17 protein-coding genes are annotated in these 18,659 nt (G+C 71.5%); 15 read left to right on the forward strand and 2 right to left on the reverse strand.

Annotation, left to right across the window (positions count from 1 at the left end; genetic code table 11):
• Positions 1–139 precede the first annotated feature (139 nt).
• The gene (locus PKE85_RS02155; RefSeq protein ID WP_271203148.1) at positions 140–304 is read right to left on the reverse strand and encodes a hypothetical protein; all 165 of its coding nucleotides are present in this window, start codon (positions 302–304) and stop codon (positions 140–142) included.
• Positions 305–506: 202 nt separating this feature from the next.
• On the opposite strand from PKE85_RS02155, the gene coaD reads away from it, so the two are divergent.
• The 10 genes from coaD to PKE85_RS02205 all read left to right on the forward strand — a co-directional run bounded on the left by coaD (position 507) and on the right by PKE85_RS02205 (position 10,261).
• Positions 507–1,004, forward strand: a complete 498-nt coding sequence (gene coaD / locus PKE85_RS02160; protein WP_271203149.1) for a pantetheine-phosphate adenylyltransferase — start codon at positions 507–509, stop codon at positions 1,002–1,004.
• 48 nt (positions 1,005–1,052) lie between these two features.
• Positions 1,053–1,592, forward strand: a complete 540-nt coding sequence (locus PKE85_RS02165; RefSeq protein WP_271203150.1) for a peptidylprolyl isomerase — start codon at positions 1,053–1,055, stop codon at positions 1,590–1,592.
• Positions 1,593–1,644: 52 nt separating this feature from the next.
• Entirely contained in the window at positions 1,645–2,109 is a 465-nt protein-coding gene (locus PKE85_RS02170) for a peptidylprolyl isomerase (RefSeq protein WP_271203151.1), read from the forward strand.
• Positions 2,110–2,353: 244 nt separating this feature from the next.
• Positions 2,354–3,427 (forward strand): tRNA preQ1(34) S-adenosylmethionine ribosyltransferase-isomerase QueA, encoded by a 1,074-nt coding sequence (gene queA, locus PKE85_RS02175; RefSeq protein ID WP_271203152.1) that lies wholly within the window; start codon positions 2,354–2,356, stop codon positions 3,425–3,427.
• The gene (tgt, locus tag PKE85_RS02180) at positions 3,424–4,542 is read left to right on the forward strand and encodes a tRNA guanosine(34) transglycosylase Tgt (RefSeq protein ID WP_271203153.1); all 1,119 of its coding nucleotides are present in this window, start codon (positions 3,424–3,426) and stop codon (positions 4,540–4,542) included. The genes queA and tgt overlap by 4 nt, the downstream gene beginning before the upstream one ends.
• A 201-nt stretch (positions 4,543–4,743) precedes the next feature.
• On the forward strand, positions 4,744–6,489 hold the full coding sequence (locus PKE85_RS02185) for a type I secretion system permease/ATPase (protein WP_271203154.1): 1,746 nt from the start codon (positions 4,744–4,746) through the stop codon (positions 6,487–6,489).
• Positions 6,486–7,826: an HlyD family type I secretion periplasmic adaptor subunit gene (locus PKE85_RS02190; protein WP_271203155.1), complete on the forward strand. Its 1,341-nt coding sequence runs from the start codon at positions 6,486–6,488 to the stop codon at positions 7,824–7,826. Before PKE85_RS02185 ends, PKE85_RS02190 begins: the two co-directional genes overlap by 4 nt.
• A 139-nt stretch (positions 7,827–7,965) precedes the next feature.
• The gene (locus tag PKE85_RS02195; protein WP_271203156.1) at positions 7,966–8,451 is read left to right on the forward strand and encodes a pyridoxamine 5'-phosphate oxidase family protein; all 486 of its coding nucleotides are present in this window, start codon (positions 7,966–7,968) and stop codon (positions 8,449–8,451) included.
• Positions 8,448–9,680, forward strand: coding sequence for an AI-2E family transporter (locus PKE85_RS02200; RefSeq protein ID WP_271203157.1), 1,233 nt, complete (start codon positions 8,448–8,450; stop codon positions 9,678–9,680). Before PKE85_RS02195 ends, PKE85_RS02200 begins: the two co-directional genes overlap by 4 nt.
• Positions 9,681–10,090: 410 nt before the next feature.
• The gene (locus PKE85_RS02205) at positions 10,091–10,261 is read left to right on the forward strand and encodes a hypothetical protein (protein ID WP_271203158.1); all 171 of its coding nucleotides are present in this window, start codon (positions 10,091–10,093) and stop codon (positions 10,259–10,261) included.
• Positions 10,262–10,316: 55 nt separating this feature from the next.
• Here the strand turns inward: PKE85_RS02205 and phaC are convergent, their stop codons facing one another.
• Positions 10,317–12,053 (reverse strand): class I poly(R)-hydroxyalkanoic acid synthase, encoded by a 1,737-nt coding sequence (phaC, locus tag PKE85_RS02210; protein WP_271204055.1) that lies wholly within the window; start codon positions 12,051–12,053, stop codon positions 10,317–10,319.
• 572 nt (positions 12,054–12,625) lie between these two features.
• On the opposite strand from phaC, the gene PKE85_RS02215 reads away from it, so the two are divergent.
• The 5 genes from PKE85_RS02215 to recJ all read left to right on the forward strand — a co-directional run bounded on the left by PKE85_RS02215 (position 12,626) and on the right by recJ (position 18,555).
• Complete coding sequence (locus PKE85_RS02215; RefSeq protein ID WP_271203159.1) at positions 12,626–12,862, forward strand: hypothetical protein; 237 nt, start codon at positions 12,626–12,628, stop codon at positions 12,860–12,862.
• Positions 12,863–13,002: 140 nt separating this feature from the next.
• A complete protein-coding gene (locus PKE85_RS02220; RefSeq protein WP_271203160.1) occupies positions 13,003–14,223 on the forward strand; it encodes an LL-diaminopimelate aminotransferase in 1,221 nt (406 codons plus the stop codon).
• Positions 14,224–14,280: 57 nt separating this feature from the next.
• Positions 14,281–15,582 (forward strand): homoserine dehydrogenase, encoded by a 1,302-nt coding sequence (locus PKE85_RS02225; RefSeq protein WP_271203161.1) that lies wholly within the window; start codon positions 14,281–14,283, stop codon positions 15,580–15,582.
• Between the two features lie 200 nt (positions 15,583–15,782).
• Positions 15,783–16,763, forward strand: coding sequence for a class II fructose-bisphosphatase (gene glpX / locus PKE85_RS02230; RefSeq protein WP_271204056.1), 981 nt, complete (start codon positions 15,783–15,785; stop codon positions 16,761–16,763).
• Positions 16,753–18,555, forward strand: coding sequence for a single-stranded-DNA-specific exonuclease RecJ (recJ, locus tag PKE85_RS02235; RefSeq protein WP_271204057.1), 1,803 nt, complete (start codon positions 16,753–16,755; stop codon positions 18,553–18,555). The genes glpX and recJ overlap by 11 nt, the downstream gene beginning before the upstream one ends.
• Positions 18,556–18,659: the final 104 nt, after the last annotated feature.

Here is an 18,659-nt window from a genome sequence, read left to right on the forward strand (position 1 = left end):
CGTCCCGACGCCGGGCCTTTTTCGTGTCCATTGCGGACGAAAACGTCGCCCGGCCGCGCCCCCAGCGGCCGGGCGTCCTCGTGCGTGCCGGGGCGGAGAGGGGCGGGAACCCGCCCCGACGCCGTTTCGCGGCGGGGGCTTAACGCGCGAGGGAAACGGAGGCCGGCGCGTCGAACGCCGGCGGCGGAGAGGTCCATCGGCCCGTGGGCGCGAGCGCAGCCAGGGCGATGAGCGCGAAGATCGCGACGAGCGACGCCGTCAGGGCCGTCGCCACGCGGGCGTGATCGAACGATGTCTCGGGCATGGGCGCGTCCTCCACCTGTCGTCGATGCCTGTGCCCGCAGCATCGGCGGGCGGGGCTGAACGGTCGCTGGCGCGGGCGTTCATTGATCGTTCACCCATCCGCCGGGGTTGCGGGGGGGCGCCGAGGCGGGTTAAGCACGGCCCGCCGCGGCCCCTTCGGGGCGGCTGCGCGAGAACACGAGCGCCGCAACGAACTGAGCGCCATGGCACGCACCGCCTTCTACGCCGGCTCCTTCGACCCCGTGACCAACGGGCATCTGGACGTGGTCGCGCGCGCCTGCGGCCTCGCGGACCGTCTGGTGGTCGGCGTCGGCGTCCATCCTGGCAAGACGCCGGTGTTCTCCGCGGACGAGCGGCTTAAGCTGCTCGACGCCCTGTGCCAGCCGCTGGCTCAGGCGAAGGGCGCGAGCTTCGAGGCCGTGACCTTCGACGGGCTGGTGGTGGAGGCCGCGCAGGCCGCCGGCGCCACGCTGCTGATCCGCGGCCTGCGCGACGCCACGGACTTCGACTACGAGATGCAGATGGCCGGCATGAACGGCGAACTCGCGCCGGGCGTGCAGACCGTGTTCCTGCCCGCGAGCCCCGGCGTCCGCCATCTCACCGCCACGCTCGTGCGCCAGATCGCGGCCATGGGCGGCGACGTGTCGTCCTTTGTCCCGCCGCTGGTCGCCGAGCGGCTGGCCCAGCGTTTCAAGGGCTGATCCGCCGTGGCGCGGCGGCCTCTTCCCGCTCACCGAGGGCTTTTCGCCATGAAGCTTCCGCTCGCTTTCGCCGTCGCGCTCGGCTTCGGCGGCCCCGCCGTCGCCCAGACCGCGCCGGCCTCGGCCCCGACCGTGGTGCTGGAGACCACCAAGGGCCCGGTCGCCATCCGTCTGCGGCCGGACCTCGCGCCGAAGCATGTGGAGCGCATCGTCAGGCTCACGAACGAGAAGTTCTATGACGGCGTGCTGTTCCACCGGGTGATCGCGGGCTTCATGGCCCAGACCGGCGATCCCACCGGCACCGGGACCGGCGGCTCCAAGTATCCCGACCTGCCGGCGGAGTTCTCCAAGGAGAGCTTCAAGCGCGGCGCGGTGGGCATGGCCCGCGCGGGCTCGCCCGACAGCGCCAACAGCCAGTTTTTCATCTCCTACGCGCCCGCGCCCTGGCTCGACGGCCAGTACACCATCGTGGGCGAGGTGACGTCCGGCATGGAGAACGTCGACAAGCTCGCCAAGGGCGTCGGTCCGGGCGGCATGGCGCCGAACCCCGACAAGGTCACCACCATGCGCGTCCAGGGCGCGCGCTGACGCCTCATATCCCCCCGACAACCGATTTCCCGTTTCACGGAGACTGAAGACCATGAGCGATCCCGAGAACACGCTCGTCATCGAGACCACCCAGGGGCGCGTCGTCGTGGCTCTGCGCCCCGACCTCGCGCCGACCCATGTGGCGCGCGTGAAGGAGCTGGCGCGGCAGGGCTTCTACGACGGCGTGCCGTTCCACCGCGTCATCGACGGCTTCATGGCCCAGACCGGCTGCCCGGAAGGCACCGGCCGCGGCGGCTCGGGCCAGAAGCTGAAGGCGGAGTTCTCCAAGGAGAAGCATGTGCGCGGCACCGTCTCCGCCGCCCGCGCCATGGACCCGAACTCGGCCGACAGCCAGTTCTTCATCTGCTTCACCGAAGCCCCGTGGCTCGACGGCCAGTACTCCGTCTGGGGCGCCGTGACCGAGGGCATGGAGAACGTGGACAAGATCAAGCGCGGCGAGCCGGTCTCGAACCCGGACAAGATCGTCAGCGTCAAGGTCGCCGCCGACGTCGCCTGACGCGACGTTCGACGGAGAGGCGCGCGATTAAAACACTCCCGTCATGCCCGCGCGTTTGCGCGGGTATCCACGACTTTCGCGGAGCTATGCGGCGTGCGTTCAAGTCGTGGATGCCCGAGACGAGCTCGGGCATGACGGCGAGCGAGGGCTCCCGGCCAGCCCCGGCGCGTTCCTGACCGAACCGATCGCCGGGCCTCGCCCGGCGATCCTGCTTTCAGCGCCCGACACGAAGGACCTTCCGTCCTTGGACGTCTCCCTGTTCGACTTCGACCTGCCCGAGGACCGGATCGCCCTGCGGCCCGCGAGCCCGCGGGACAGCGCGCGCCTGCTGGTGGTGCGGCCGGGCGCGGAGACCGAGCTCGAGGACCGGCTGGTGTCCGATCTGCCGGACCTGCTCGCGCCCGGCGACGCCCTGGCGGTGAACGCAACCCGCGTCATCCCCGCCCGTCTCCGGGCGCTGCGCCGGCGCGGCGGGACGGTTGCGAAGGTGGAGATCCTGCTGCACCAGCGGCTCGACGGGGCGCGCTGGAAGGCTTTCGCCCGGCCGGCGAAGAAGCTCGGCCTTGGCGAGCGGGTGGAGATCGGCGAGGGCGCCGCGCCGCTGTCCGCGACCGTGGAGGCGCGGGGCGACGGCGGCGAGGTCACGCTCGCCTTCGATCGCGCCGGGCCCGACCTCGACGCCGCCATCGCCGCGCTCGGGGAACTGCCGCTGCCGCCCTACATCGGCGCCAAGCGCGGCGTCGACGCCCGCGACGCCGACGACTACCAGACCCTGTTCGCCCGCGAGGCGGGCGCGGTGGCGGCCCCGACCGCGGGCCTGCATTTCACGCCCCGGCTGGTGGAGGCGATCGCCGCCCGCGGGGTGAGCCGCCACGAGACGATCCTGCATGTGGGCGCCGGCACCTTCCTGCCGGTGAAGGCGGAGGACACCGACGACCACCGCATGCATTTCGAGAGCGGGACGCTGGACGCCGCGACGGCCGAGGCGCTGAACGCCGCGCGGGACGCCGGCGGCCGGCTGGTGGCGGTCGGCACCACCTCCTGCCGGCTGCTGGAAAGCGCGGTCGGCCCCGACGGGCGGCTTGCGGCCTTCGCCGGCGAGACCGACATCTTCATCACGCCGGGCTTCCGGTTCCGGGCGGTGGATGCGCTGCTGACCAACTTCCATCTGCCCCGCTCCACGCTGATGATGCTGGTGTCCGCCTTCGCCGGCCTCGACGTGGTCCGCCGCGCCTACGCCCACGCCGTCGCCGGGGGCTACCGCTTTTACTCCTACGGCGACGCCTGCCTGTTCCTGCCGAAAGCCCCGCGCCCATGAGCGAGATTCCGTTCCGCATCGCGGCGACCGACGGGGCGGCGCGCACGGGCGCGCTGGTCTTCCCGCGCGGCGAAATCCGCACCCCCGCCTTCATGCCGGTGGGCACGGCGGCGACCGTGAAGGCCATGTACGCCGGCCAGGTGCGCGAGACCGGCGCCGACGTGGTGCTCGGCAACGTCTACCACCTCATGCTGCGCCCCGGCGCGGAGCGGGTGGCGGAGCTGGGCGGCCTGCACCGCTTCATGAACTGGCCGCATCCCATCCTCACCGATTCCGGCGGCTTCCAGGTCATGTCGCTGTCGAGCCTGCGCAAGCTCGACAAGGACGGCGTGACCTTCAAATCCCACATCGACGGCTCCACCCACCGGCTGACCCCGGAGCGCTCGGTGGAGATCCAGCGCCTGCTCGGCGCCGACGTCACCATGCAGTTCGACGAATGCGTGCGCCTGCCCGCGCCGCCCGCCGAGGTGGAGCGCGCCATGCGGCTGTCGCTCGCCTGGGCCGAGCGCTCCAAGGCCGCGTTCGGGACGCCGCAGGGGCGGGCGCTGTTCGGCATCGTGCAGGGCGGCGACGCGCCCGACTTGCGCAAGGCTTCGGCCCGGGCGCTGGTGGACATCGGCTTCGACGGCTACGCCATCGGCGGGCTGGCGGTGGGCGAGCCCCAGCACGTCATGCTCGCCATGCTGGAGGAGACCACGCCGGAGCTGCCGGCGGGCCGACCGCGCTACCTCATGGGCGTGGGCTCGCCGGACGACCTGCTGAAGTCGGTCGCCCGCGGCGTCGACATGTTCGACTGCGTGATGCCGACCCGCGCCGGCCGCCACGGACAGGCCTTCACCCGCTTCGGCAAACTCAACCTGAAGAACGCCCGCCACGCGGACGATCCCCGGCCTCTGGACCCGGAGAGCCCGTGCCCGGCGGCGCGGGACTACTCCCGCGCCTATCTGCATCATCTGGTGAAGAGCGGCGAAATCCTTGGCATGATGCTGCTGACCTGGGCCAATCTGGACTACTATCAGCGGCTTATGGAGGGCGCGCGCGCCGCCATCGCCGCGGGGCGCTTCGCCGACTATGCGGCGGAGACCACCGCGGGTTGGGAGGCGGGCGACCGCTGACCGCGCCGCGGCCGAAGGTTCGGGTTGCGCGGTGCCGGTCGTTTACGGATATGCGGTTGGACTTGTCTGGACCGCATGCGGCGGTGTTCCTCAGGGAACTGCAGGTTACTCCTGACTTGTGGACGCTGGGGCCGACGCTTTAAGAGCAGATGCGCCTGACGGTGGCGCTCGATTACCACCGGCCATGCGGATGGGGGACCAATGTCGCAGCCGACGTCCAAGCTCAGCTCCGGCGCCAAGGCGCTGGAGCGCGTGCGCAAGGAGATCAAGCCGGCCTTCTGGCTGCTGGCGGTGTTCTCCATCGCCATCAACCTGCTGCTGCTGGTGCCCTCCGTCTATATGATGCAGGTCTATGACCGCGTGCTGCGCAGCGCCGTGATCGAGACGCTGATCTACATCACCCTGATGGCCGCGGCCGCGGTCGCGGTCTACGCCGCGCTGGAGGCGATCCGCCTGCGGGCGCTGGCCCGCATCGGCGAATGGATCGAGGACACGCTGTTCGAGCCGGTGTTCGCCGCCGCCATGGGCGCGGAGCAGGGGCTGGTGAAGGCGAGCGGCGCCGGCGAGGGCACCCCCTTCAACGACCTGCGCACCGTGCGCAGCTTCCTGTCCGGCCCCACGCTGCCGTCGCTGTGCGACACGCCGTGGATGCCGCTGTTCCTGATCTGCTGCGCCATCATCCATCCCTATCTCGGCCTGCTCGGCCTCGTGTTCTCCATCCTGATCATCGCGCTGGCGCTGGTGAACGACCGCATGACGCGGCCGGCCGCGGAGAAGGTGGCGCAGGGCCATCAGGAGGCGCAGCGGGTGCTGGCGGAGGCCGCGCGCAACGTGGACAGCGTCGCCGCCATGGGGCTGAGCCGGCCGCTCGCCGACCGCGCCAGCCAGGCCAACGCCCGCTCCACCGCGCTGCTCGGCGAGGCGACCGACCGCGGCACGGTGATGATCGGCGCCGGCAAGTTCCTGCGCGTGGTAGCGCAGATCTGCACGCTGGCTCTGGGCGCCGCGCTCTCGCTCGAGGGCCACATCACGCCCGGCGGCATGATCGCGAGCTCGATCCTGCTGTCGCGGGCGCTGGCGCCGCTGGATCAGGCTATCGCCGCCTGGCGCGGCCTGCAGCAGAGCCGCTCCGCCTGGGGCCGCATCACCAAGCTGCTGGAGGCCTCCCGCGTGCTGGTGGAGGACCCGATCGCCCTGCCGGCGCCGGCGGGCAAGCTCACCGTCGAGGGCGTGACGCTGATGACGCCGGGCGGCGAGCGGCCGATCCTCGCCGGCGTGAGCTTCGGCGTGGCGCCGGGTTCGAGCCTCGCGCTGATCGGGCCGTCGGGCTCCGGCAAGAGCACGCTCTGCCGGGTCATCGTCGGCTCGCGCGCGCCGAACCGCGGCGCGGTGCGGCTCGACGGCGGCGACGTGATGCTGTGGCGCGACGACCAGCGCCGTCGCTACGTCGGCTATCTGGCGCAGGGCACGGAGCTGTTCACCGGACGGGTGCGCGACGTCATCGCCCGCTTCGACGCGCCCGACGACGCCAAGGTGGTGGAGGCCGCGAAGCTCGTGGGCTGCCACGATCTCGTTCTCAGCCTGCCGCAGGGCTACGACACGGTGCTCGTGAACGGCGGCGCCATGCTGTCCGGCGGCCAGCGGCAGCGCATCGCGCTCGCCCGCGCGGTCTATGGCGACACCCGCCTCGTGGTGCTGGACGAGCCGAACTCCGCCCTCGACGGCGAGGGCGAAAGGGCGCTGGTGGGCGCGCTCGCGGCGCTGAAGGAGCGGGGCGTCACGGTGGTGCTCGTCACCCACAAGCCGGCGCTGGCGCAGCTCTGCGACCGGGTCGGCGTCATGACGGCGGGGCAGCTCACGCGCATGGGCCCGCCGACCGAGATCCTGCGCGAGCTGGTGGCGCCGGTGCCCGCCGACGTCCGCACCGTTCCGGGAGGGGCGCGATGAGCGCGAGCGACGAGAACCCGATTCCCCAGCGCCCCCGCGGCCTGACGCTGTCGAGCCGCCTCAAGGGGGTGACGCTGGCCGGCGGCGTGGTGATCTTTGGCTTCATGGGCGGCTTCACGGTCTGGGCCATGACGGCGCCGCTCGCGGGCGGCGCGGCGGTGCGCGGCGTGGTGGGCCCGGAAGGCAGCCGCAAGATCGTGCAGCACCTCGAAGGCGGCATCGTGCGCGAGATCCTCGTCAAGGACGGCGATCTGGTGCAGCGCGGCCAGCCGCTGATGACGCTGGAGCGCACCCAGGCGCAGGCCATTTACGGCCAGCAGCGCAACACCCTGTCCCGCCGGCTGGCGGAGGCGGCGCGGCTGTCCGCCCAGCTCACGGACAAGGACGATATCGACTTCGCCGCGGCGGAGGCGGTGGCGAAGGACGACCCGACGTTCCCGGATTTCGTCGCCGGCCAGCGGGCGCTGTTCGAGACCACCCGGCGCGACCAGCAGGAGCGGCAGGAGCTGCTGGAGACGCAGATCAAGCGCCTCGGCGCGCAGGTGGACGCCAACCGCGCCCGCATCGGCGGCTCCGAGGCCCAGCGCGACCTGATCGACGTGCAGATCGAGGACACGCAGGGGCTGATGGACAAGGGCCTCGCCCGCAAGCCGCTGCTGCTCGACCTGCAGCGCCGCCGCTCCGAGCTCGACACCGACATCGCCGCCCTGCAGGCGGACATCCGCCGGGCGGAGATCGAGAGCGCCGAGAAGCGCATCGCGCTCCGCAACGCCGTCACCAGCTACCTGAACGACACTTCCACCGAGCTCGCCAAGGCCCGCTCGGAGATTTCGGCGCTTCACGCCCGGCTCGCCGCCAGCGAGGACGTGCTGAGCCGCACCCAGGTTCTGGCGCCCGAAACCGGCTACGTGCTGAACCTGAAGCAGAAGACCGTCGGCGGCGTGGTGCGCCCCGGCGACGAGATCCTGGAGATCGTGCCGACCGAAGGCGATCTGGTGATCGAGGGCCGCCTCGCCGCCCACGACATCCGCAACATCGCCATCGGCCAGAAGGCGCGGGTGTCGTTCCTCACCTTCGCCCAGCGCGACATGCCCATGATCGACGGCCGGGTCATCACCATCTCCGCCGACATCATCACCGACCAGCAGACCCGCGAAACCTACTACACCGCCAAGATCGCGGTGGACCGGGCCGAGTTCGCGAGCTTCGCCTCGCCCTCCGACATGAAGCCCGGCACCCCGGTCGAGGCCTATGTGGAGGCCCGCAAGCGGGTGGCGATGGACTATCTGATCGACCCGGTGGTGCACTCCTTCCGCCGTTCGTTCCGGGAGGACTGAGCGGCGGCGGAGGCTCGCGGCGCGATTTCGCGTCGGTGATCATCCGCTCAAGGAACCGCGACGCCCCGACGGTTGTTCTCCTGACGAAAAACGACGCCGGCTCACGGACCGGCGCGGCCCTTCGGAAGGAGACCCCCCAATGACCGACCGCGACGCCGCCCGCGTGTGGGACCTCGTCGACGACATCGGCGTCTGCATGCTGACGTCGAAGGACGGGGGCGCCCTGCGGGCCCGGCCCATGCACGCCATGGCGGACCGGGAGGAGGGCGCGATCGCCTTCTTCACCGACGCCCGCGCGCACAAGGACGACGAGATCGCCGCCGATCCGGAGGTGTGCCTCGCCTTCTCCAAGCCGAACGCGAACGCCTACGTCTCGCTGTCCGGCGAGGCCACGGTGACGGCGGACCGCGCCGAGATCGAGCGCCACTGGAGCGAGATGGCCAAGACCTGGTTCCCGGACGGGCCGGGCGACCCCAACCTGCGGCTGCTCACAGTGCGGCCCCAGTCGGCGGAATACTGGGACGGCAAGTCCAACCCCGTGGCGGTGGCGTTCGAGATCGCAAAGGCGCGGATCAAGCATGAGCGCCCGGACCTCGGCGACAACGGGAAGGTCTCGCTCACGTGAGCCTCGTCGACGAGGGCGGGCCGCTCGACATCACGGCCGGGCAGAAGCCGCTTATCGCGGCCCGGCCCGCCCGCGCGCCCATCTCGTCGATGCTCGACGCGGGGGCCAAGGTCGCCTGCATCGGGCTGTTCGTCATCGTGCTCTCCGCCGCGCTGAAGCTCGCGGCGGAGATTCTCGTGCCCATGACGCTCGCCATCATCGTCGGGCTGCTGCTCGGGCCCGGCATCGGGCGGCTGGAAAAGCGCGGCCTGTCGTCGACCGCGAGCGCGCTGCTGGTGGTGCTCGCGCTGTTCGGGCTGATCTATCTCGCGGCCTACGCCTTCTCCATGCCGCTGCAGAGCTGGATCGACCGGGCGCCGGAGCTGTGGACCGCGCTGCAGAAGCGCGTGGTGGAGATGCGCTCCACCTTCCTTCAGATCAAGCAGGTGTCGGAATCGCTCGAGCGCGTCACCAGCATGGGCGACGACAGCGCGCCCAAGGTGGTGCTGCAGGGCGCGGGCCTGCTGTCGAGCGCGGCGCTCAGCGCCCCGGCGGTCATCGGCCAGGCGGCGCTGTTCGCCTGCACGCTGTTCTTCTACCTCGCCACCCGCAGCTCCATCCGCACCGGCCTGCTCAGCATGTGCCTCGGCCGCCGCGCCCAGCTCACCGCCGGCCGCATCATGCGGGACGTGGAGGCGCGGGTGTCGGACTATCTGGTCACGATCACCGTCATCAACATCGCGCTCGGGCTCGCGACGGCGCTCGCCATGTGGATGATCGGCATGCCGAGTCCGGCGCTGTGGGGCGCGCTGGCCTTCGCGCTGAACTATGCGCCGTTCCTCGGGCCGGCGGCGCTGACGCTCATCCTGGTCGGCGTCAGCCTCGTCACCTTCAAGACCGCGCTCGCCATCGCCGCGCCGCCGCTCGCCTTCGTGGCTCTGACCTTCATCGAGGGCAACATCCTGACCCCGATGATCCTCGGCCGCCGCTTCACCATCAACCCGCTGCTGGTGCTCGCGGCTTTGGCGTTCTGGCTGTGGCTGTGGGGGCCGGTGGGCGCGTTCCTCGCCGCCCCGCTGCTGGTGATCGCGCTGGTGCTCACCAAGCATCTCATCCTGCCGCATGTGGCGCGCCGGGAGGAGAAGGAGCGCTCCACCGCGCGCCGTTCCCGCCGTATGGCGCGGAAAGCCCGGCGCATGGGCGCGCCGGTGACGGCCGCCGCGCGCCCCGCGCCCGCGCCGGCGGAGTGAGGCGCGGGACGGAGGAAAGCGGACCGCGCGGAAGGGGTTGATACGGGCGGTTCACAACGGGGTTTGACGGCGCGGCGCGGATTTCACGGTAAGGTGGGTCGCCATCGTGTCGATGTCGGACGCGGATGGGATGTATCGGCGCTGGGCGCTTCAGCGCGGAAGTCGTGGATGCCCGAGACAAGCTCGGGCATGACGGCGATAGGGCGTTTTCCGGATAAGGCGCCGAGGACGATCTCAGCGTGCCTCCTGGCGCGGGTCAGGGTCGTGAGCCCACAAGACGATGCACACTGTTAGCTTCAGCTCTCCATCGGCCCGCCACGCTAAAGCGCCGTCCGAACGCTTTCCTCGGAACCACGCGGCGGCCTAGGCCGTTCTCCCACAAAGCAAAAATCGTTTGAAGGGAGACGCCCATGACTGACGGACCGAACGTTCCAAACCCGCCCATGCCCGGCGAGCCGCCGCTCCCGCCGGACCCTACCCCGGTGGAGGAGCCGGACGTGACGGACGATCCGGCGACCGACCCGTCGATTGACGAGCCGCTGCGGCCTCAGGAGCCGCCGATGGTCGAACCGCCCATGTGACCACGGCGACGACATCCACTGCGGGTGTGGCGTGGCTCCGGATGCGCGGCCGGCGTCACACCCGCATTTTCACATAGGAGCCCGGCGCGTCCTCGATCGCGGGGAAGCCTCCCTCGCCGGGAATGCGGGCCTCCGCTTCGCGAGCGTCCATGTCCGCGAGCCAGCCGCGCCAGTCCGGCCACCACGAACCCTTGCGCTCCTCCGCCTTGGCCAGCCAGTCGTCCAGATCGCCCGCGGGCGCGCCGCCGACCCAGTGCTGGTACTTGTTCTTCGCCGGATGGTTCACGACGCCCGCGATGTGCCCGGAGCCCGCCAGCACGAAACGCACCGGCCCGCCGAACAGCGTGGCCCCCAGGAAGGCGGATTTCGCCGGCGCGATGTGGTCTTCGCGGGTGGCGAGGTTGTAGATCGGCGCCGTGACCTTCGACAGGTCGAGCGTCTTGCCGCCCACGTTCATGCGGCCGCCGGCGAGGTCGTTGTTGAGGTAGCAGCCGCGCAGGTAGAACGAGTGGTTCGCCGCCGGCATGCGGGTGGCGTCCGAGTTCCAGAACAGAAGGTCGAACGGGAACGGCGCCTGGCCCTTGAGGTAGTTGTTGACCACATAGGGCCAGATCAGGTCGTTCGGGCGCAGCATGTTGAAGGCGTTGGCCATGCTGGCCCCCTCCAGATAGCCGCGCTGGGCCATCCTGGCCTCCACCGCGGCGATCTGCGCCTCGTCCACGAACACCTGCAGGTCGCCGGCCTGGCTGAAGTCCACCTGGGTGGTGAAGAAGGTGGCGCTGGCGATGCGGGCGTCGCCGACCGCCGCCAGATAGGCGAGCGTAACCGCCAGCAGCGTGCCGCCGACGCAGTAGCCGATGGCGTCCACGCTGTCCTCGCCGCTCGCGGCGGTCGCCACCTCCACCGCCTTCAGCACGCCGTCGCGCATGTAGTCGTCGAAGCCCATGCGGGCGTGGCGGGCGTCCGGATTGACCCAGGACAGGCAGAACACCGTCAGCCCCTGGTCCACGCACCACTTGATGAAGCTCTTCTCGGGCGTCAGGTCGAGGATGTAGAACTTGTTGATCCACGGCGGCACGATCAGGATCGGCCGCGCCCGCACCTTCGGGGTGGAGGGCGCGTACTGGATCAGCTCCATCAGCTCGTTGCGGAAGATGACCTTGCCGGGGGTGGTGGCGAGGTTCTTTCCCACTTCAAAGTTGCCCGGCATGGTCTGGCGGATGCGCAGGTCGCCCCGGCCGGCGGCGATGTCCTCGGTCAGCATGCGCATGCCGCGCACGAGGTTCTCGCCCTTCTGCGCCAGCGTCTCGCGGATCAGCTCCGGGTTGGTGGGCACGAAGTTCGACGGCGACACCGCGTTCGAGATCTGCCGCACGTAGAAGCCGGCCTTGTGCCGCGTGTGCGGATCGAGATCCTGCGCCTCGTCCACCATCCGCTCCGCCCAGCGGGAGGTGTGCAGATAGGCCTGCTTCAGGAAGTCGAAGAACGGGTTCTCCGTCCATTCCGGGTCCTTGAAGCGGCCGTCCTTCGGGTCTGGCGCGGCCGTGGGCGGCGCGTCTTCGCCGGAGAACCGGCGCAGCGCGTTGGTCCACAGGTCCAGGAAGCCGCCGGTGAAGGCCGTCTGCGCCTCCACCGTGCGGGCGGGGTCGGACATCCAGCGCTCCGCCACCTGGCCGAGGGTCTTGACCACGTCCACGATCTCGTTCGTCGCGCCATAGGGCCGCTCGCCGCTTTCACGCGGCCGGAGGTAAGCGCTCAGCGCCTTGCCGCCCTCCTCATAGAGCCGCGCCATGTTGGCGGCGAAAGCCTCCACATTGGCGGCGCCGAACGGAGCCTCGCGGGTCGTCGCGCTGTCTTCCTCGGGGGAGGGCGGGGCCTCGGCGCGGGGGCGCTCCGCGGCCGGCTCGGCCTTCGGCGGAGGGGCGGTCTCCGTTTTGGCGCCCGTGGCGGGGCGGCGGGGGGCTCGGGGCGTTCTGGGCGCGGCCGTCGCCGCGGCGCGCTTGGCCCGCGCCGGTTTCCGGGAGGGCGGTTTGGGAGCGTCCTCAGCCGGGGCCGGGGCCTCCGCCGCGACCTCGACCGGGCGCAGAGCGGGCTTCGCCTCCGCCTTGCTTTCCGGATGGGCGTCATGGGGACGGGGCTGGGCGGGCATGCGGTCCGTCGCCGAGCGTTCCGCGGCGTTGCGGGCCATGATGCGTACCTCCCTGATGTCCCGGCCCGCTTGTTCTCGCAGGCTCCGGGTTGCGTCTTAGCGGCTTCCCATGACAATAGGCGCAAGCGGCGCGGCGCGTCACGCGCGTCGTTGTCGACCACACCTCGCAAAAAGGCGCGTCCGCGCCTTCAAGCCCCGCCTTCGAGAGCCGTCCCATGAGCGCGTCACGGATCGTCTCCGCCTTCGTCCTCGTCGTCGCGGGGACCGCGCTCGCCGGCTGCGGCGGTCAGGGGCTCGAGCGGTTCCGCGGCACGAAGGGTCTGCCGCCCGCGCCGGAACACCTCGCCTATCCGGCGGTCGGCGTCACGCCGCCGTCGCGGCCCGGCCGCCTGCGCACGCCCGAAGAGCAGAAGCGGCTGGAGGCGGACCTGCTGGCGCGCAAAGTTCGCTAGGCGGGGCCGCGCGTCCGACCAATTGCGCATGAGTCGGGCGCCAGCCCTGCGGGGCCGAAGTTTGATCGGGACCCGGCGTTACGGTATCCCACGGGTTTCCTCGCGCGCTGGTGCGCGGGGCAGCCCCGTGGCGTCGTCCCATGTCCGAATTCCATTCCGTCCGCCGTCTTCCTCCCTACGTGTTCGAACAGGTGAACCGTGTGAAGGCCGCCGCACGGAAGGCCGGGGCCGACATCATCGACCTCGGCATGGGCAACCCCGACCTGCCGACGCCCGACCACATCAACGAGAAGCTGATCGAGGCCGTCACCAAGCCGCGCACGAATCGCTACTCGACCTCCAAGGGCATTCCGGGCCTGCGCCGGGCCCAGGCGGCCTATTACGCCCGCCGCTTCGGCGTGAAGCTCGATCCCGACACCCAGGTGGTGGCGACGCTCGGCTCCAAGGAAGGCTTCGCCAACATGGCGCAGGCCATCACCGCGCCCGGCGACGTGGTGCTGGCGCCCAATCCGAGCTACCCGATCCACGCTTTCGGCTTCCTGATGGCGGGCGGCGTGATCCGCAACGTGCCGGCGACCACCGGGCCGGAATTCTTCCACGCGCTTGAGCGCGCGGTGATGCACTCGATCCCGAAGCCGATCGCGGTCGTCACCTGCTTCCCGTCGAACCCGACCGCGGAAGTGGCGGACATCGAGTTCTACAAGGACGTGGTGCGCTTCGCGAAGCAGCACGACCTGTTCGTGCTGTCCGACCTCGCCTACTCCGAGATCTACTTTGACGAGAACAACCCGCCGCCCTCGATCCTCGAGGCGCCCGGCGCCTTCGACGTGGCGGTGGAGTTCACCTCGCTGTCGAAGACCTTCTCCATGCCGGGCTGGCGCGTGGGCTTCGCGGTCGGCAACGAGCGGCTGCTGGCGGCGCTCGCCCGGGTGAAGTCCTATCTCGACTACGGCGCCTACACCCCGATCCAGGTGGCGGCCTCCGCGGCGCTGAACGGCCCGGAGGACTGCATCGTCGAGATGCGGGAGATCTACCGGAAGCGCCGGGACATCCTCGTGGATTCGTTCGGCCGCGCCGGTTTCCCCGTGCCGTCGCCGAAGGCCTCCATGTTCGCCTGGGCCCCGATCCCGGAGAAGTTCCGTTCGCTGGGCAGCCTGGAGTTCTCCAAGCTGCTGGTGGAGAAGGCCCATGTGGCGGTGGCGCCGGGCATCGGCTTCGGCGAGCACGGCGACGAATATGTCCGCATCGCGCTGGTGGAGAACGAGCACCGCATCCGTCAGGCGGCCCGCTCGGTGCGCCGCTTCCTTGAAACGGCGGACGAGACGTTGCACAACGTCGTCCCGCTCGCCGCGGCCCGCTGACGGGGGATTCCATCAGCGGCCGCGGTTCCTCTCGCTGCCGCATTCGGACCTGATCTCATGGCGGAACCTCTGAAGGTCGGCGTCGCCGGCCTCGGCACGGTCGGCTCGGCCGTCGTTCGCATTCTCGGCGCCCGCGCCGCAGAGCTGGAGGCGCGCGCCGGCCGGCCCATCGTCGTCACCGCCGTCTCCGCGCGCGACAAGGGCCGCGACCGCGGGCTCGATCTGTCCGGCGCCGCCTGGCACATGGACGCGAGCCAGATGGCCCGCTCCGCCGACGTGGACCTCGTGGTGGAGCTGATCGGCGGCGCCGAAGGCGCGGCCAAAGCTTGCGTCGAGACCGCGATCGAGTTCGGCCGTCCGGTCGTCACCGCCAACAAGGCGCTGCTCGCCCATCACGGCCTCGCCATCGCGCAGGCCGCGGAGGCGAAGGGCGTGGCGGTCGGCTTCGAGGCCGCGGTCGCCGGCGGCGTGCCGATCGTGAAGACGCTGCGGGAAGGCATGGCCGCCAACCGCATGGGCCGGGTGTTCGGCATCCTGAACGGCACCTGCAACTACATCCTGACCCGGATGGAGAAGGAGAAGATCGGCTTCGCCGAGTGTCTGGCCGACGCCCAGAAGCTCGGCTACGCCGAGGCCGATCCCACCTTCGACATCGGCGGCTTCGACACCGCCCACAAGCTGGCGCTGCTGGCGACGCTCGCCTTCGGCGTGCAGCCGGACCCGGACGGCATCTATGTGGAGGGCATCGCCTCCATCACGCCGCTCGACCTGCAGATGGCCGAAGAGCTCGGCTACAGGGTGAAGCTGCTCGGCGTCGCCACCCGCACGGAAGCCGGCGTGGAGCAGCGGGTGCATCCCTCCATGCTGCCGATGGATTCCGCCGTCGCCCGGGTCGGCGGCGTCACCAACGCGGTGGAGATCGACGGCGACGCGGTCGGCGCGCTGGTGCTGTCGGGCGCGGGCGCGGGCGGCGACGCCACCGCCTCCGCCGTGATCGCGGACATCGTGGACATCGCCCGCGGCGTCGGCGGTCCCGTCTTCGGCGTGCCCGCCGCGACGCTCGCCGCGCCGTCGCGGGCGCCCATGGCCCGGCATGAAGGCGGCTACTACATCCGCCTGTCGGTGCTGGACCGTCCGGGGGCGGCGGCCGCCATCGCCACCCGCATGGCCGAGCAGGGCATCTCGCTCAAAAGCATCATGCAGCACGGCAAGGACGACGACACGGCGGCCGACGCGGTCTCCGTGGTGCTGATCACCTACGCCACCTCCGAATCCGCGCTGCGGGGCGCTCTGGACGCCATCGAGGCGGACGGGCATATCGACGGCGCGCCGCAGGTGATTCGCATCGAGAAGCGGTAAGCAGTAACCGCGGCGTTCAGCGCCGCGCCGCATGCGTATCCCGCCGCGTCCTGCGGCTCCGCCTGCCCGTTGAGCCGGTCGCGTCGCGCCCGGCGCGGGTTCGCCCCGGCGCCCCGCGCGGCGGGGCTCTCGTCGAGGGACGTGACGTGGCCAAGAAGACGGCGAACGCCGAGAGGCACGTGGAGGAGCGCCCGGCTCCGATCGACGCGGTGGAGGTGATCGACCGCGCGCTCACCATCGAGATCGTCCGCGTGACCGAGCGGGCGGCGGTGGCCGCGGCCCTGCTGCGCGGCCGGGGGGACGAGCGCGAGGCGGACGAGGCGGCGGTGGCCGCCATGCGCCGGGAGCTGGACCGGCTGCCGATCCGCGGCACCATCGTCATCGGCGAGGGCGACCGCATCGGCGCGCCCATGCTGTTCATCGGCGAGGAGGTGGGCACGAGGCAGGGGCCGCGGGTCGACATCGCGCTCGATCCGCTGGAGGGCGCCACGCTCTGCGCCAAGGCGCAGGCCAACGCCATCTCCGTGGTGGCGCTCGCCGAAGGCGGCACGCTGCTGAAGGCCCCGGACGTCTACATGGAGAAGATCGCGGTCGGGCCGGGCTATCCCGCCGGCGTGGTGGCGCTCGACCGCAGCCCGGCGGAGAACCTGGCGGGCCTCGCCGCCGCGAAGGGCGTCGCGGTCTCCGAACTCACCGCCTGCATTCTCGACCGCCCGCGCCATGGCCGGCTGATCGAGGCGGTGCGCGCGGCCGGCGCCGCCATCCGCCTGATCACCGACGGCGACCTCGCCGGGGTGATCCACACCACCGATCCCGACGAGACCGGCATCGACATCTATCTCGGCGTCGGCGGCGCGCCCGAGGGCGTGCTGGCGGCGGCGGCCCTGCACTGCACCGGCGGCCAGATGCAGGCGCGCCTCCTGCTCGACCAGCCCGACGCCCGGCGCAAGGCGGCGGAGGCCGGCATCACCGACTTCGGCAAGGTCTACGACCTAGGCGAGATGGTCCGCGGCGACGTGCTGTTCGCCGCCACCGGCGTCACGGACGGCGGCCTGCTGTCCGGCGTCCGGTTCGGCCGGCGCGGCGTGGTGACGGAGACGCTGGTGATGCGCTCCTCCACCGGCACCACGCGACGCATCCGCGCCGAACACGCCCAGACGGAGAAGTTCCATCTCGAGTGAGCTGCGCCGTCCCGCGGCGGATGCGTTCCTCGGGGTCGCGGCCTCGTTCGGCGGCCGCGTCTGGCGCGACCGCCTCGACGTGCGTGGCCGCGCCGTGGCCGACGAGATCGTCCGTCATCACGGGCTGAGCCCGTTCCTCGCCCGGGTGCTCGCGGGGCGCGGGGTCGCGAGCGAAGCGGTCGAGAGACATCTCAACCCCACATTCGATCTGCTGCCCGATCCGAACGTGCTGACCGCCATGCCCGAGGCCGCAGCCCGGCTTGCGGACGCCTGCGCGCGGGGAGAGAAGGTCGCGATCTTCGGCGATTACGACGTGGACGGCGCGACCTCCTCCGCGCTGCTGGCGGAGTTCCTCACCAGCGCCGGCTGTGACGTGCAGGTGCACATCCCGGATCGCATCTTCGAGGGCTACGGCCCGAACGTGGCCGCCATCGACGGCCTTGCGGACGCCGGCGCCACGCTGCTGATCACCGCCGACTGCGGCGCCACCAGCTTCGAGCCGCTGGCCCACGCCCGCGCCCGCGGGCTCGACGTGGTGGTGATCGACCATCACCAGATGGGCGCGGAGCTGCCGCCCGCCAATGCGCTGGTCAATCCCAACCGGCAGGACGACCTGTCCGGGCTCGGCCATCTCGCCGCCTGCGGCGTCGCCTTCCTGACGCTGATCGCGACCCGGCAGGAGCTGCGCCGGCGCGGCGTCACGACCGCGCCCAATCTGAAGCGCGCGCTCGATCTGGTGGCGCTGGGAACGGTCGCGGACGTGGTGCCGCTCACCGGGATCAACCGCCTGTTCGTGCGGGAGGGGCTTGAGGTGCTGCGCCGCCGGCGCCGCCCCGGCCTGCGGGCGCTGATGGATGCGGCGCGGCTCGACGGCCCGCCCACGCCCTACCACCTCGGCTTCCTGCTGGGCCCGCGCATCAACGCGGGCGGCCGCATCGGCGACGCCGGGCTCGGCTGCCGGCTGATGCTGACCGGGGATGAGCCCGAAGCCGGGCGGATCGCGGCCGAGCTCGACCGGCTGAACGGCGAGCGGCAGGCGATCGAGCGCGCCACGCTGGCCGAAGCCGAGGCGGAGGCCTACGCCGCGCTCGGCTTGGACGGGGAGGGCGCGTCCGTCGCCGTGGTCTCCGGCGAGGGCTGGCATCCGGGCGTGGTGGGGCTGGTGGCGGCCCGGCTGAAAGAGCGCTTCCGCCGCCCGGCCTTCGCCGTCGCCTTCCAGCCCGACGGAACGGGGACCGGCTCCGGACGCTCCATTCCGGGCGTCGATCTTGGCGCCGCGGTGCGCGGAGCCGTCGCCGAGGGGCTGCTGGCGAAGGGCGGGGGCCACGCCATGGCGGCGGGCGTCACCGTGCGCAAGGAGGCGCTGGGGGCGTTCCGGGCCTATCTGGAGGAGGCGCTTGGGGCCGCCGTGGCCAGGGCCCGCGCCGATCAGTCCCTGAAGATCGACGCCGCGCTCACCGCGGCGGCGGCCACCCTCGATCTGGCGCGGGATCTGGAGCGGGCGGGCCCGTTCGGCTCCGGCGCGCCGGAGCCGGTGCTGGCGCTGGCGGCGCACACGCTGTCCTCCGCCGACGTGGTGGGGCAGGGGCACCTGCGGCTGCGTCTCCGGGCGGGCGACGGCGCCAGCGTGAGCGGCGTCGCGTTCCGGGCGGCGGACAGCGATCTCGGCCGCGGCCTGATCGCGTCGCGCGGCGCTCGGGTGCATGTGGCGGGCAGCCTGGGCGTCGACCGCTGGGGCGGGCAGGAGCGCGTCAGCCTCAGGGTGATCGACGCCGCGCCGGCGGAGGCCTGATGTCCGTGCTCAAAGGTCTGGCGTCCCAGATCGCGATCTGGTGAGGTAGGGCGATGAAAAACCCGCCGAAATCCACGTGAGACACGTTTCCGGCATGTCGCCGC

It is taken from the genome of Methylopila jiangsuensis (assembly GCF_027922305.1).
GTDB lineage: Bacteria > Pseudomonadota > Alphaproteobacteria > Rhizobiales > Methylopilaceae > Methylopila > Methylopila jiangsuensis.